14 protein-coding genes and 1 riboswitch are annotated in these 14,141 nt (G+C 67.3%); of the genes, 12 read left to right on the forward strand and 2 right to left on the reverse strand.

Going from position 1 to position 14,141, the window contains the following annotated elements; all coding sequences use genetic code 11:
* Positions 1 to 39: 39 nt before the first annotated feature.
* The 5 genes from AC1RVY_RS13520 (at position 40) to AC1RVY_RS13540 (ending at position 5,340) form a co-directional block, all read left to right on the forward strand.
* Entirely contained in the window at positions 40 to 1,137 is a 1,098-nt protein-coding gene (locus AC1RVY_RS13520; RefSeq protein ID WP_369643457.1) for a DUF2855 family protein, read from the forward strand.
* A gap of 62 nt (positions 1,138 to 1,199) precedes the next feature.
* Positions 1,200 to 1,279: riboswitch (S-adenosyl-L-homocysteine riboswitch) on the forward strand.
* 74 nt (positions 1,280 to 1,353) lie between these two features.
* Positions 1,354 to 2,787, forward strand: a complete 1,434-nt coding sequence (gene ahcY / locus AC1RVY_RS13525) for an adenosylhomocysteinase (protein WP_218339859.1) — start codon at positions 1,354 to 1,356, stop codon at positions 2,785 to 2,787.
* Positions 2,788 to 2,900: 113 nt separating this feature from the next.
* Complete coding sequence (locus tag AC1RVY_RS13530) at positions 2,901 to 3,899, forward strand: TlyA family RNA methyltransferase (RefSeq protein ID WP_492806841.1); 999 nt, start codon at positions 2,901 to 2,903, stop codon at positions 3,897 to 3,899.
* On the forward strand, positions 3,896 to 4,747 hold the full coding sequence (gene metF / locus AC1RVY_RS13535; RefSeq protein ID WP_218296243.1) for a methylenetetrahydrofolate reductase [NAD(P)H]: 852 nt from the start codon (positions 3,896 to 3,898) through the stop codon (positions 4,745 to 4,747). The genes AC1RVY_RS13530 and metF overlap by 4 nt, the downstream gene beginning before the upstream one ends.
* Positions 4,747 to 5,340 carry a septal ring lytic transglycosylase RlpA family protein gene (locus AC1RVY_RS13540; protein WP_369643454.1) on the forward strand — a complete coding sequence of 198 codons (594 nt, stop codon included), beginning with the start codon at positions 4,747 to 4,749 and terminating at the stop codon, positions 5,338 to 5,340. Before metF ends, AC1RVY_RS13540 begins: the two co-directional genes overlap by 1 nt.
* 19 nt (positions 5,341 to 5,359) lie before the next feature.
* Here AC1RVY_RS13540 and AC1RVY_RS13545 read toward each other — a convergent pair whose 3' ends face one another.
* Entirely contained in the window at positions 5,360 to 6,247 is an 888-nt protein-coding gene (locus tag AC1RVY_RS13545) for a 23S rRNA (adenine(2030)-N(6))-methyltransferase RlmJ (protein ID WP_218296241.1), read from the reverse strand.
* 306 nt (positions 6,248 to 6,553) lie between these two features.
* Between AC1RVY_RS13545 and AC1RVY_RS13550 the strand changes: the two genes are divergently transcribed.
* From AC1RVY_RS13550 to mdtD, 7 genes are all read left to right on the forward strand, one after another.
* Entirely contained in the window at positions 6,554 to 8,512 is a 1,959-nt protein-coding gene (locus tag AC1RVY_RS13550; RefSeq protein ID WP_492806842.1) for a serine/threonine protein kinase, read from the forward strand.
* A gap of 194 nt (positions 8,513 to 8,706) precedes the next feature.
* Positions 8,707 to 9,138, forward strand: a complete 432-nt coding sequence (gene rplM / locus AC1RVY_RS13555) for a 50S ribosomal protein L13 (RefSeq protein ID WP_008907237.1) — start codon at positions 8,707 to 8,709, stop codon at positions 9,136 to 9,138.
* A gap of 11 nt (positions 9,139 to 9,149) precedes the next feature.
* Positions 9,150 to 9,542, forward strand: coding sequence for a 30S ribosomal protein S9 (gene rpsI / locus AC1RVY_RS13560; protein WP_005798582.1), 393 nt, complete (start codon positions 9,150 to 9,152; stop codon positions 9,540 to 9,542).
* 165 nt (positions 9,543 to 9,707) lie between these two features.
* Entirely contained in the window at positions 9,708 to 10,418 is a 711-nt protein-coding gene (locus AC1RVY_RS13565) for a DUF6776 family protein (protein WP_218296239.1), read from the forward strand.
* A gap of 182 nt (positions 10,419 to 10,600) precedes the next feature.
* On the forward strand, positions 10,601 to 10,999 hold the full coding sequence (locus AC1RVY_RS13570; RefSeq protein WP_218296238.1) for a bactofilin family protein: 399 nt from the start codon (positions 10,601 to 10,603) through the stop codon (positions 10,997 to 10,999).
* Positions 11,000 to 11,059: 60 nt separating this feature from the next.
* Positions 11,060 to 11,425 (forward strand): iron-sulfur cluster insertion protein ErpA, encoded by a 366-nt coding sequence (gene erpA, locus AC1RVY_RS13575; protein ID WP_008907234.1) that lies wholly within the window; start codon positions 11,060 to 11,062, stop codon positions 11,423 to 11,425.
* Positions 11,426 to 11,543: 118 nt separating this feature from the next.
* Positions 11,544 to 12,965 (forward strand): multidrug transporter subunit MdtD, encoded by a 1,422-nt coding sequence (gene mdtD, locus AC1RVY_RS13580; protein ID WP_492806843.1) that lies wholly within the window; start codon positions 11,544 to 11,546, stop codon positions 12,963 to 12,965.
* Between the two features lie 39 nt (positions 12,966 to 13,004).
* Here mdtD and AC1RVY_RS13585 read toward each other — a convergent pair whose 3' ends face one another.
* Positions 13,005 to 14,117, reverse strand: a complete 1,113-nt coding sequence (locus AC1RVY_RS13585; RefSeq protein WP_492806844.1) for an anhydro-N-acetylmuramic acid kinase — start codon at positions 14,115 to 14,117, stop codon at positions 13,005 to 13,007.
* Between the last annotated feature and the right edge of the window lie 24 nt (positions 14,118 to 14,141).

Genomic DNA, 14,141 nt, shown 5'->3' on the forward strand with positions numbered 1-14,141 from the left:
GCCCTGAGTGTTTTTTCACCCTTGAAACGGAGACTTCCCATGACGCTGCTCACCCGCCTGTTGACCGACAGGAATGCATTGAATCACACCCGCACCGAGGAGCTCCCCCTTGCTCCACTGCAGCCCGGCGAGGCCCTGCTGCGCGTGGACCGCGTGGCGGTGACCACGAACAACATCACCTACGCCGCCTTTGGCGACGCGATGAAGTACTGGGACTTTTTCCCCACGGGCGAAGCGGGCTGGGGCCACATGCCCGTGTGGGGCTTTGCCGACGTGGTGGCCTCCGGCGTGCAGGGCGTGGCCGTGGGCGAGCGCTTCTACGGCTACTGGCCCATTGCGAGCCATGTGCGCATGGCGCCCGTGCGCGTGACGGCCCGGGGCTTCTACGACGGCGCGGAGCACCGCCAGTCGCTCACCTCGGCCTACAACCAGTACACGCGCACCAGCGCCGACCCGGCATACCGGGCGGGCGATGAAAACTACCAGATGCTGGTGCGGCCGCTGTTCATCACCTCGTTCATGCTGGCGGACTTCCTGCAGGACAACGGATTTTTCGGCGCGCGGCGGCTGCTGTTCTCCAGCGCATCGAGCAAGACGGCCTACGGCACCGCGTTCTGCCTGGAGGGGCCCGGGCAGATCGAGCGCGTGGGGCTCACCGCGCCGCGCAACAGTGCCTTCGTGCAGGGCCTGGGCTGCTACCAGCGCACGGTGGCGTATGGCGAGCTGGAGGCCCTGGATGCCGGTGTGCCCACGCTGTATGTCGATTTCTCGGGCGACGAGGATCTGCGCTCGCGCGTGCACCACCACCTGGGCGATGCCCTGGTGTACGACTGCTATGCGGGGTCGGCGCAGAACACGCACTTCCTGCGCGACACGGCCCTGCCGGGGCCCGCGCCCGTGTTCTATTTCGCGCCGGTGCAGATCAGGAAGCGCAATGCGGACTGGGGCCCCGAGGTGGTCAACCAGAAGTTCAATGCCGCCCAGCGCGCGTTCATCGACCGCGTCGGCAGCGCGCACCAGCCCTGGATGCGGGTGCGCGAACACCAGGGTTTCGCGGCGGCGCAGGCCCTGGTCGAGGACCTGCATGCGGGCCGCATCGATCCGCAGGAAGGCCACGTGGTAGTGCTGGCGCCGTAGCGCGGCCCAAGGCACCGAGGCGGGGCGCTCCCTCGCCTCCCGCACTTGCTTTTATAATCCGCCGATCCGAGGAGCGTTGCAGCGTCCCCAGCACTGGCGGGGCGTGAGGCTCGGAGTCATCTAGCAACGACGCTCATCCACTTCTCGTGTGGTGAGCCTTCCGTCTCATCCCCGCGCTGAATGTGGTCTTTCAAACATGCTTTGGAGCACACCATCATGAACGCACGCGTCAACGCCCCGGTCAACACCGACTGCATCATTGCCGACATCGGCCTGGCCGCCTGGGGCCGTAAAGAGATCCGCATCGCCGAAACGGAGATGCCCGGCCTGATGGCCATCCGCGAGGAATTCGCCGCCAAGCAGGCGCTCAAGGGCGCCCGCATCACCGGCAGCCTGCACATGACGATCCAGACCGCCGTGCTGATCGAGACGCTGCAGGCCCTGGGTGCCGAGGTGCGCTGGGCTTCGTGCAACATCTTCTCCACGCAGGACCACGCCGCTGCCGCGATTGCCGCCAGCGGCACGCCCGTGTTCGCCGTGAAGGGCGAGACCCTGGCCGAATACTGGGACTACACCCACCGCATTTTTGACTTCGGCCCCGCCGGCACCGAAGGCGAAGGCCCCAACCTGATCCTGGACGACGGCGGCGACGCCACGCTGCTGATGCACCTGGGCAAGCGCGCCGAAAAGGACGCATCGCTGATCGCCAACCCCACCAGCGAAGAAGAAACCTGCCTGTTCGCCTCCATCAAGGCCAAGCTGGCCGTGGACCCGACCTGGTACAGCCGCAAGAGCGCGCAGATCATCGGCGTGACCGAAGAGACCACGACCGGCGTGCACCGCTTGAAGGAAATGTCGGCCAAGGGCTCTCTGATGTTCCGCGCGATCAACGTGAACGACTCGGTGACCAAGAGCAAGTTCGACAACCTGTACGGCTGCCGCGAGTCGCTGGTGGACGGTATCAAGCGCGCCACCGACGTGATGATCGCCGGCAAGGTGGCCTGCGTGGCCGGCTACGGCGACGTGGGCAAGGGCTCTGCCCAGGCCCTGCGCGCCCTGAGCGCCCAGGTCTGGGTGACCGAGATCGACCCCATCAACGCCCTGCAGGCCGCGATGGAAGGCTACAAGGTCGTGACGATGGAATACGCCGCCGACAAGGCCGACATCTTCGTGACCACCACCGGCAACAAGGACGTGATCACCCACGACCACATGAAGGCCATGAAGGACCAGGCCATCGTCTGCAACATCGGCCACTTCGACAACGAGATCCAGGTCGCGACGCTCGAGCAGTACGAGTGGGAAGAGATCAAGCCCCAGGTGGACCACGTGATCTTCCCGGACGGCAAGCGCATCATCCTGCTGGCCAAGGGCCGCCTGGTGAACCTGGGCTGCGGCACGGGCCACCCGAGCTTCGTGATGTCGTCGAGCTTCGCCAACCAGACCATCGCCCAGATCGAGCTGTTCACCCACAGCGACTACTACGAGAACGGCAAGGTCTACGTGCTGCCCAAGCACCTCGACGAGAAGGTGGCGCGCCTGCACCTCAAGAAGGTGGGCGCGATGCTCACGGAACTTTCCGACGAGCAGGCCGCCTACATCGGTGTGCCCAAGCAAGGCCCGTACAAGCCCGACACGTACCGCTACTGATCGTGCGGGTGGCTGTTGATGCTCCTTTTTTGGGAGCGGCCAGCGCTTGTGGATAAAGCGGTAGAAGCCATTTTGGCTATGAAATCCATCGTCGATTGACGAGAGAGTGACGCATGCGCGCAGATGTTTTTTTGGTGGAGTCCGGCCATGCGGCCACGCGTTCGCAGGCACAGCGGCTGATTGCTGCAGGCGTCGAGTGGCGCCTGTCGCCGCTGGCGCCCTGGCAGAAGGTGGCCAAGAACGGCGATGACATCCCGTCCGTGGCCGAGGTGAAGCTGCTGGACGATGCCGAGGCCAAGTACATCTCGCGCGGCGGGCTCAAGCTGGAAGGCGCCTTGCGGGCCACGGGCCTGCCCGTGGCCGGGCTGCGCTGCCTGGACGTGGGGCAGAGCACCGGTGGGTTCACCGATTGCCTGTTGCAGCAGGGCGCGGCGCAGGTCGTCGGCGTGGACGTGGGCCACGGCCAGCTGCACGAGCGGCTGCGCAGCGATCTGCGGGTGGTGTGCGTCGAGGGCGTGAATGCGCGCTCGCTGACCGCCGAGGCGCTGCAGCGGGCGTGCGAGGACGCGCTCTCCGAAGCCGTCGATGTGGACGAGGACAACGAGACCCAGCCCGAGGCGCCCTACAGCTGGATGCGCAACGGCGGGCTGGTGGACGACGCCTACGATGACAGCGGCGACGCCAAGGACCAGGACATCGAAGCCTTCAAGTCCGAGCGTGCGCAGCGTGCCGAGGCGCGCGCGCTGGGCACGCTGCCCGTCCAGCGCCGGCGCCGCGCCGAATGCGCGGCCGTGGACACGACCCCGTTGTTCGACGTGGTGGTGGGCGACCTGTCCTTCATTTCGCTGACCCTGGTGCTGCCTGCCATCGCCGCATTTCTGCGGCCCGACGGCCACCTGCTCATGCTGGTCAAGCCGCAGTTCGAGCTGCAGCCCGGCCAGGTGGGCAAGGGCGGCATCGTGCGCGACGAGGCGCTGTACGCCGTGGTGGAAAAGCGCATCCGTGACTGCTGCGCCGAACTGGGCCTGGCGGTGCACGCCTGGCTGGACAGCCCGATCCAGGGCGGCGACGGCAACCGTGAATTTTTTGTTTATGCGAGGAGGGCCACATGATTGCTGCCAATGCCCAGGGCATCGGTTTCCCGGTGAGCTTCGAGTTTTTCCCGCCCAAGACGCCGGAGGGGGCCGACAAGCTGCGCACCGCGCGCCAGCAGCTGTATGCGCTGCACCCTGATTTCTGTTCGGTGACCTACGGCGCGGGCGGTTCCACGCAGGAGGGCACGTTTGGCACGGTGCGCGAAATCCTGGCCGAGGGGGTCGGCGCAGCCTCGCACTTCTCGTGCATTGGCGCCACGCGCCAGTCCGTGCGCGAGCAGCTTGCCATGCTCAAGGACATGGGCGTCAAGCGCCTGGTCGCGCTGCGCGGTGATCTGCCCAGCGGCTATGGCGCGGGCGGGGAGTTCCACTACGCCAGCGACCTGGTGGCCTTCATCCGTGCGGAGACCGGCCGGGACTTCCATATCGAGGTGGCGGCCTACCCCGAGGTCCACCCCCAGGCCAAGTCGCCCGAGGCGGACCTGAAGGCGTACATCGCCAAGGTGCAGGCCGGAGCGGACTCGGCGATCACCCAGTATTTCTACAACAGCGATGCGTACTTCCGCTTCGTGGAAGACACGCAGCGCCTGGGCGCCGATGTGCCCGTGGTGCCCGGCATCATGCCCATCGGAAGCTCCACCCAGTTGATGCGTTTCTCGGACGCCTGCGGCGCCGAGATTCCCCGCTGGATCCGGCTGCGCCTGCAGTCTTTCGGCGACGACACGGCGAGCATCAAGGCCTTTGGCCTGGATGTGGTGACCGACCTGTGCGACCGGTTGCGCAGTGCCGGCGTGCCGGCCCTGCACTTCTACACGATGAACCAGAGTGCCGCGACGCTGGAGATCTGTCGCCGGCTGGGGATCTGATGCGCCAGCCGCGCGGCGATGCCGCGGTGACGGGCCCGGTGGAGGGCCGCCGGGCCGCCCTGTGGTGGAAGGTGCTCGGGGTGGTCTGCTGCGGTGTTTCGGTGTGGGGCTGCTCGTCCTGGGGGCGTGCGCAGGGGCTGTCCGCCGAGGCCGACGCACTGGCCCCGCACCTGCTGAGCGTGCCGGGCGAGGCCATGCTGATCGACCCGCCGTCGCGCCCCGGTGGGCGGGAGGATGGCACCGAAAGCCCGCAGGCCCCGCAGCTGCGCCTGCCCGCCGACGAGGTGGGCCTGGCCTCCTGGTACGGCGCGAAGTTCCACAAGCGCCGCACGGCCAGCGGAGAGCCCTTCGACATGAAGGCGCTCACCGCGGCGCATCCCACCTTGCCGTTCGGCTCGCGCGTGTGCGTGCGCAGCCAGGCCACGGGCCGTTCGGTCGTGGTCCGCATCAACGACCGGGGCCCGCACACGGGCAACCGCGTGATCGACCTGAGCCGGGGGGCCGCCGAGGTGCTGGGGATGGTGGGCCTGGGGCTCAAACCCGTGGAGCTTTTTGCGCTGGACGAGGGCGAGCGGGACTGCCCCGCCCCCTGACTGCCGCCGTCAGCCGCCGTCAGCCGCCGGATTCGAGCGTGTGCGTGGCGTGCTTGTCTTGCGCCAGCAATTCCACCATCTGCGGCAGCGCGGTCTTCAGCGCCGCCTTCAGGGTGAAGGGCGGGTTGATCAGGAACATGCCGCTGGCCGGCAGGCCGGGGCGCTTGACGTCGCCCGCGGCGTTTTCAGTGAGCTTGCTGTTCTTGACCGTGAGCGTGGCATGCAGCCAGCCCTTGCCGGCCTTGGTGGCCAGCGTCTTGAGGCGGCGCGGCAGGTCGTGGGCTTCCGGGCGCGGGATGATGGGGTACCAGAACGCATAGGTGCCGGTGGCAAAACGCTTGAGCGAGTCGGCGGCCATGTCGAGCACCTTGGCGTAGTCGCTCTTGATTTCATAGCTGGGGTCGCAGAGCACAAGCGCGCGGCGGGCCGGCGGGGGTAGGAATTTTTTGATCCCCTCAAACCCGTCTTCGTGCAGGACGGCCACCTGGCGGCCTGCCTCCAGCTGGGCCACGTTGCCCGCCAGCGCCCGCAGGTCCGTGGGATGCAGCTCGAAGAGCTTGAGCTTGTCGTGGCCGCGCAGCAGGCGCTGGGCGATGAACGGGGAGCCCGGGTACACGCGCAGCGCACTGCCCTGGTTGAAGGCGCGGACCATGTCCACATAGGCCTGCAGGGCGGGCGTGAGGGCGGGCGCGGTGGGTGCAAAAAGCCGGACGATGCCGTCCGCGGCCTCGCCGCTGGTGCTGGCATAGTCGCCATCGAGCCGGTACAGTCCCGCGCCCGCGTGGGTGTCCAGCACGGTCAGTGCCGCGTCTTTCTCGGTAAGGTGTTGCAAGGCGGCGATCAAGACCGTGTGCTTGAGCACATCGGCATGGTTGCCTGCGTGGAAGGCGTGGCGATAACTGAACATGGCCCTATGGTAACGAGTGCGCCCCCGGCGCAGCGCAGTCGATGGGGCCATGGCCCGGCGGCAGGCCCCGGGCGCGCGGTCATGATCCGATGCGAATTTGTCATGGGCCCGGGCGCTGCCTGTCCCCATGGCGCGGCACAATCGGCGCTTGTCTGACCAGGGTGTGTAACTTTTTTGGCAGACCGGAAGCCTTTTGTTTCTGTCATGCATGCTGGCATGCTTCATGATTGCGATGAAAACGGCCTTGGCACCCGTTCGCTCACAATCCCCCGCCGAAGCCCGCATTCACGCCCCATTCTCTTCACCATGATCGCAAGTTCCAGCCAAGCCTCTGCCAGTGGTGTCAGCCATGTGGATGCGCTGCCCCCCGGCACCCGCCTCGCGGAATTCGAGATCCTGGCGCTCCTTGGCGTGGGCGGGTTCGGCATGGTCTACAAGGCCTTCGACCATTCTCTGCACCGGGCGGTGGCGATCAAGGAGTACATGCCTTCGGCGCTGGCGGGCCGTGCGCAGGGCCAGTCGCTGTGGGTGCGGTCGTCGTCCGACCAGCAGACCTTCCATGCCGGGCTGGCGTCTTTCGTGGGAGAGGCGCGCCTGCTGGCCCAGTTCGACCATCCCTCGCTCGTGAAGGTGTTCCGCTTCTGGGAGGCCAACAACACCGCGTACATGGTCATGCCGCTGTACACCGGCATGACGTTCAAGCAGGCCCGCGCTCAGATGCGCACCCCGCCCCCCGAGATCTGGCTGCGCAAGGTGCTGTGGTCGGTGCTCGGCGCCCTGCGGGTGCTGCACGACGGGAAAACCCTGCACCGGGACATTTCGCCCGACAACATCTTCCTGCAGGACAGTGGCCCTCCGGTGCTGCTGGACCTGGGCGCCGCCCGGCATGCGATCAATGACCAGGACCGCAAGCACACGGCCGTGCTCAAGGTGAACTACGCACCCATCGAGCAGTATTCCGACGGCGACGAGGAACTGCGCCAGGGCCCCTGGAGCGACCTGTACTCCCTGGCCGCCGTGGTGCATGGCTGCCTGTGCAACGACACCCCGCTGCCCGCGACCCTGCGTTCCATCCGTGATCGCATGGTGTCGTTCTCCCGGGTGGCAAGAACCGTCAAGCGCCAGTTCGGCGTGGAATATTCCGCGCCCTTCGTGGCGGCGATCGCGCAATCCCTGGCGCTTAAGCCCGAGGACCGGCCGCAGAGCATCGATGCGTTCCTGCAGCTCATGGAGATGACGTCCGCGCCGGAAGGAAGCGAACATTTCGATTTCCGTGCCGATCTGGGCGACATCTGGGTCGAGCCCGCCGACCAGCCCGGCCCGGGCCTGCTCACGCCCACGGTGGATGTGACGTCCGCGGCCAGCAGCGTGGTGGAGATACCGCCCCAGGCGCCGCGCGCCGCGGCGCAGGCGCCCGCCCGCGATGCGCGCGAGGACGACCCCTCCAGGGAGGAGGCCGCGGCCGGCGGCGACACCGTGATGCTCGGGGGGCCGGACACGGTGGCCGCCGAGGCTGGAGACACGGTCTTCATCGACGCCGGGGATACCGTCGTGGCCGACGACTCCCGCTATGACGACCCTGCGGCCGGCCACCGGCACGGGGCCGCCGCGCGGCATGCGCACGATCACCGGCCGCGGCCGATGGAGCGTGAGGTTCCCCGTGCCGCAAGCAAGGCGGCCAGAACGGCGCGGCGCTCCCCCGTGGTGGTCTGGTTGGGCGTGGCCGTTTTTGCCGTGGTGGCCTCGGCGGCAGGACTGCGCTGGGCCCAGAGCAGCAAGGCGCCGCACGACGACATCATCACCGAGATGGCCGAGCGGCCGGCTGCCACGCCGCCCGCCCTGGTGGAGACCGCGCTGGCCGACATGGCTGCGAGCGCGCCGGCTGCGGTGGCTTCCCTTGACGGCGCGGCGGGCGCTGCGGTGGCTGCATCCCTGCCTGCGCCTGCCTTTGTTCCGGCCTCCGCGCCGCGCACGCCGCCCCGGACCGCGAAGCGCGCGGCGCCCGAGCCCGCACCCGTGCAGGCCGTGGTGCACGAGGAACCCCCGCCACCGCCGCCCCCGGTCGTGGCCGAGCCCAAGCCTCGCCCGCTGCCGCCGCGCGTGCCCAGTCCGCAGGAGGCCTGTGCCGACGCCAATTTCCTGGCGCGGCCCATGTGCATCCACCAGGAATGCCAGAAGCCATCGCAGGCGGGGCAGGCCGTGTGCGTGGAAAACCGCCGCCGCTATGAGGCCGAGGAGCAGCGCCGCCGCCAGACCCCCAACTGAGGGTGGCCGCCGGGGCCTGGAGCACTGTGCGCACGGGCGGCTTGCGCCCCTGGCACGCAAATTCGTATAATCGAGGGCTTCGCAGCGCTTTGTGGTCCCGCGGCGGAGACATTTTCGCCACCTAAGAGGCTTCCTTCAGAGAAGCACCGACCGTGGAAAAGGACCCGCCAAACCCTCTTCATAAGAGAAAACTCATGACTACTACTTTCAGCGCCAAGCCCGCTGAGGTCGTGCACGAGTGGTTTGTGATTGACGCGACCGACAAGGTCCTCGGACGAGTAGCCAGCGAAGTTGCTCTCCGTTTGCGCGGCAAACACAAGGCCATTTACACGCCTCACGTCGATACCGGTGACTTCATCGTCATCATCAACGCCGCCCAGCTCAAGGTCACCGGCACCAAGTCCCTGGACAAGGTGTACTACCGCCACTCGGGTTACCCCGGCGGCATCACGGCCACGAACTTCCGCGACATGCAAGCCAAGCACCCCGGCCGCGCGCTGGAAAAGGCCGTCAAGGGCATGCTGCCCAAGGGCCCCCTTGGCTACGCGATGATCAAGAAACTCAAGGTGTACGGTGGTGCTGAGCATCCCCACACCGCCCAGCAGCCCAAAGTGCTGGAAATCTAAGGAGCCTTGAGATGATTGGTGAATGGAACAATGGCACCGGCCGTCGCAAGTCCAGCGTCGCCCGCGTGTTTCTGAAAAAAGGCTCCGGCAAGATCACGGTGAACGGCAAGGACATCCAGTCCTACTTCGGCCGCGAAACCTCGATCATGATTGCCAAGCAACCCCTGGCGTTGACCAACCATGTCGAAACCTTCGACATCCAGATCAACGTCCACGGCGGTGGTGAATCCGGCCAGGCCGGCGCTGCCCGCCACGGCATCACCCGCGCCCTGATCGATTACGACGCATCCCTCAAGCCCGTCCTGAGCCAAGCCGGCTTCGTGACGCGCGATGCACGTGAAGTCGAACGTAAGAAGGTCGGCCTGCACTCCGCACGCCGCGCCAAGCAGTTCTCCAAGCGTTAAGCTGGCTGGGCACTGTCGGACACCCGCCCCTGGGCGGATGTCCAACCCCTGCAAAGCGCTCCGTCCTGGATTGCTTTACAGAGCAAAAACCGCCTCCGGGCGGTTTTTTCGTTTAAGGTGCGCTCTTTTCTCCCGGGTCTCCCCGATGACTCCCCTGTTTTCACCATGCGCCTTCGCCTTCTGCGCCGCCGGCTGACGATCAGCGCCCCCCGGGTGGCCATCCGCAGCGCCTTGCCCTGGCCCCTGCGCTGGCTGGCCTTGGCGGTGGTTTTCGGGTTCTGCGCGGCGGTGGCGCTGTGGGCCTTCGAGTTCGGCAAGTCGATCGCGGGCCTGGACTCCGTTTCCCGGGACGAATTGCTCCAGTTGCGCGCGGAGGTGGCCCGCCTGCGCGGCGTGGGCCAGGAGCAGCAGACGGTGGCCCATACGGCCGAGAGCCTGCTCGTGACCGAGCGGGCCGCCAAGGAAAGCCTGATGGCTCAGGTGCGACAGCTCGAGGCGGACAATCGGACGCTGCGCGAGGACCTGGGGTTTTTCGAGAAGCTGATTCCCGCGGCAAAGACCGAAGGGCTCGCGATTCGCAGCCTGCAGGCCGAAGTGCTGGGAGGGATGCAGCTGCGCTGGCAGGTCCTGGTGATCCAGGCCGCGCGCAATGCGCCCGAGTTCAATGGCCGGCTGGAACTGGTGCTGGCAGGCACCCAGGACGGCAAGCCCTGGACGCAGACCCAGCCGGCCCAGGGGCAGCCCCTGCAGGTCAAGCAGTACCGGCGCATCGAGGGGGTCCTCGATCTGCCGCCCAGCGCCGTGGTAAAAACCGTGACCGCCCGCGTGCTGGAAGGCACAACAGTGCGCGCCGTGCAGGCCATGGCCATCGACTAGTAGGAGCACCCGCAAGGCGCACGCGATGGCCCCGGCCAGGCTGTCGTCGTCGAGAGAGGCCCCCGCCGCAAGCGCCGGGCCCGCGCAGAGGCCGCGCCGGTGCGCGATGGGCCTGGCATCCCGTTGTTTCCCATCCGCACGCTCCTTTCGGCCGGAGCGTGTCCTTTCAGGAGTTCTCACCCATGTTTTCCCGCAAAAAGCAGCCACCGATCAAAAGCCTGGTCGCCCAGGGCACCCGGATCGAGGGGGATGTGCACTTCGCAGAAGGGATGCGCATCGATGGCGAGGTGGTGGGGGACATCCGCGCGGGATCGGAGCAGTCCAGCATTCTGGTGATTTCCGAGACGGCCCGGGTGGAGGGTGCGGTGCACGCCGACCATGTGATCGTCAACGGGCAGGTGGTGGGCCCCGTGCATGCCGCGGAATTGCTGGAACTGCAGCCCAAGGCCAAGATCACAGGCAATGTGCACTACAAGGCGCTGGAGATGCACCAGGGCGCCGTGATCGCCGGGCAGATGTGCCCTGTGGCCGTGCTGGTGGAGGAAAAGCCCCCACTGAAGTTAGCGTCAAACAGCCAGTGAACTGAATTCCCGAGCGGTCTGCAGTACTATTCACCGCAAACATTGAACCCGGAGTACCCCATGAGCGCTGTTGCCGAAAACATCCAGACCGAAATGCCCGCCCCCATTCTGTTCACGGACAGCGCGGCGGCCAAGGTGGCGGACCTGATCGCCGAAGAGGGCAATCCTGACCTGAAACTGCGCGTTTTCGTGCAGGGTGGCGGTTGCTCGGGGTTCCAGTATGGCTTCACCTTCGATGAAATCACCAACGAAGACGACACCACCATGACCAAGAATGGCGTGTCGCTGCTGATCGATGCCATGAGCTACCAGTACCTGGTCGGCGCCGAGATCGACTACAAGGAAGACCTGCAGGGCGCCCAGTTCGTCATCAAGAACCCCAACGCCACCACCACCTGCGGCTGCGGCTCCAGCTTCTCCGCCTGAGGGTGGACCTCTGCGCCGCGCCAGCGGCACGGAATGAAACGACAAGCCGCCCGGACGGGCGGCTTTTTTCATGGGGATACCCCTTTTCGTTTTCCTGGAAAAGCCATCCTGGCGCGCCATGCAGCAAGACAGATCCCTGAAAGTGCTCCTGTGGCTGGTGGCCATCGGCTTCTTCATGCAGACGCTGGACGCCACCATCGTCAACACCGCGCTGCCCGCCATGGCCCGCAGCCTTGGAGAAAGCCCGCTGCGCATGCAGTCGGTGGTGGTGGCCTATTCGCTGGCCATGGCCATGCTGATACCGGCTTCCGGGTGGCTGGCCGACCGTTTTGGTTCACGGCGCGTCTATCTGTCCGCCATCGTGCTGTTCGTGCTGGGTTCGGTGTGCTGCGCGCTCGCGCAAAGCCTGACCCAGCTGGTGGCGGCGCGCGTGGTGCAGGGGCTGGGCGGGGCGTTGCTGCTGCCGGTGGGGCGGCTGGTGGTGCTGCGCACCTTTCCGCGCGAGCAGTTCCTGCAGGCCATGAGTTTCGTTGCCATTCCGGGCCTGATCGGGCCACTGATCGGCCCCACGCTGGGCGGCTGGCTCGTGGAGGCGGCGTCGTGGCACTGGATCTTCCTCATCAATGTGCCGGTGGGGCTGGTGGGCTGCATCGCCACCCTGCGTTTCATGCCGGGCGAGCCCGTGACCTTCGTGCCCCGCTTCGACCTGGCGGGCTACCTGATGCTCGCCTTCGGCATGGTGTCGCTCTCGCTGGCGCTGGACGGCCTGGCCAGCATGGGGCTGCGCCAGGCGGGCGTGCTGGTGCTGATGGTCTTCGGGCTGGCCAGCCTGGTGGCCTACTGGCTGCACGCGGCGCGGCGGGCCGACCCGCTGTTTTCGCCGCGGCTCTTTTCCATTGACACACTGCGCATCGGTCTGCTGGGCAACCTGTTCTCGCGCCTGGGCAGCTCCTGCATGCCATTCCTGGTCCCGCTGCTGCTGCAGGTCACCATGGGCTACTCGCCCCTGCAGGCCGGCATGATGATGCTGCCCGTGGCCATCGCCGGCATGTCGATGAAGCGCTTCACCACGCCGCTGATCACCCGTTTCGGCTACCGGCAGGTGCTGGTGGGCAACACCCTGCTCGTGGGCGTCACGATGGCCAGCTTTGGCCTGGCCGCTCCCACGCAGCCCCTGTGGGTGCATGTGGCGCAGCTGGCGGTCTTTGGTGCCGTGAATTCCCTGCAGTTCACCGCCATGAACACCGTGACGCTCAAGGACCTGGAACATGCCATGGCAAGCAGCGGCAACAGCCTGCTGTCGATGGTGCAGATGGTGGCCATGGGAATGGGCGTGGCGGCCGCAGGGGCGGTGCTGGCTGCGTTCACTGATTTCTACCCTGCCGGCGGCGCCCAGGAGACGCTGAGGGCGTTCCAGGCCACGTTCGCATGCATGGGGCTCATCACCGTGGCCTCGGCGGGCATCTTCTGGCAGCTGTCGCCCCAGGACCGCGCCGGCAGCCGGGCCGCAGCCACGGCGGACGCCACGGACCACGGCTGAAGGGGGGTTCGGGGAAGGGGCCGCCAGGCCCGGCCCGGATCAGGCGGGGTAGACCGCGCCCAGCACGCGGGCGCCCACGGCCCCGGTGACGCTGGCCAGGTTGCCGGGCTGCCCGTGCAGCGCCTGCCGCGCCAGCCAGGCAAAAGCCGCGGCCTCGACCTGCAGGGCCGGCAGGCCCAGCGCATCGGTGGCGACGACCCGCACGGCGGGGCATGCGGCCTGCAGCCGCGCCATCAGGTGGGTGTTCAGGGCGCCGCCACCGCACACCGCCAGGGTGGTGCTATTATTTTGATAGCTATTGGCGCTGATGGCGCAAGCGCGGGCGGTGTATTCCGTCAGGGTGGCCTGTACGTCCACGGGGTCCGCCGATGCCCATGGCTGCAGATGCCGCGCGAGCCAGATGGGGTTGAACAGGTCGCGCCCCGTGCTCTTGGGCGGGGGCTTGTGCAGAAAGGGTTCGTCAAGCAGCGAGGCCAGCAGCGCCGGCAGCACCTGGCCGCTCGCGGCCCATGCACCGTCCGCATCGAAAGGCTGGCCGGTGTGCTGCTGGCACCAGTGGTCCATCAGCGCGTTGCCGGGGCCGCAGTCAAACCCCAGCACGCTGGCCCCCCCGGCACCCAGCACGCTGAGGTTGGAGATGCCGCCGAGGTTGAGCACCAGCACGGTCTCGTCCGCGCGGCCGAACACGCCCTGGTGGAACGCGGGCACCAGGGGCGCACCCTGGCCGCCGGCGGCCACGTCGCGGCTGCGGAAATCCGCCACCACGGTGATGCCCGTGCGTTCCGCCAGCACGGCGGGGCTGCCCAGCTGGAGGGTGTAGCCCGTTCCGTCGAATTCCTGGGGGCGGTGGCGCACCGTCTGCCCGTGGGCTCCGAGGGCGCGGATGGCGCTGGCCGGCTGTCCGCTGCGCTCCAGCAGCGCGTGCACCACCTCGGCATACGCGCGCGACAGCGCATTGCCCGCCAGCGCTGCGCGGTGCAGCTCGTTGCTGCCAGGGGTGTTCAGGGCGAGCAGTTCCGCCCGCAGCTCCGGCGCGAACGCCATGCTGGCGTGGTGCGTGACCACCATGCGGGGGCCGGAAAAATCCGCCAGCACCCCGTCGATGCCATCGAGCGAGGTGCCCGACATCAGGCCGATGTACAGATCAGACATGGCCCGGGGGATGTGCGCGCGGAT

This window comes from Acidovorax sp. GW821-FHT11A03 (genome assembly GCF_058809075.1).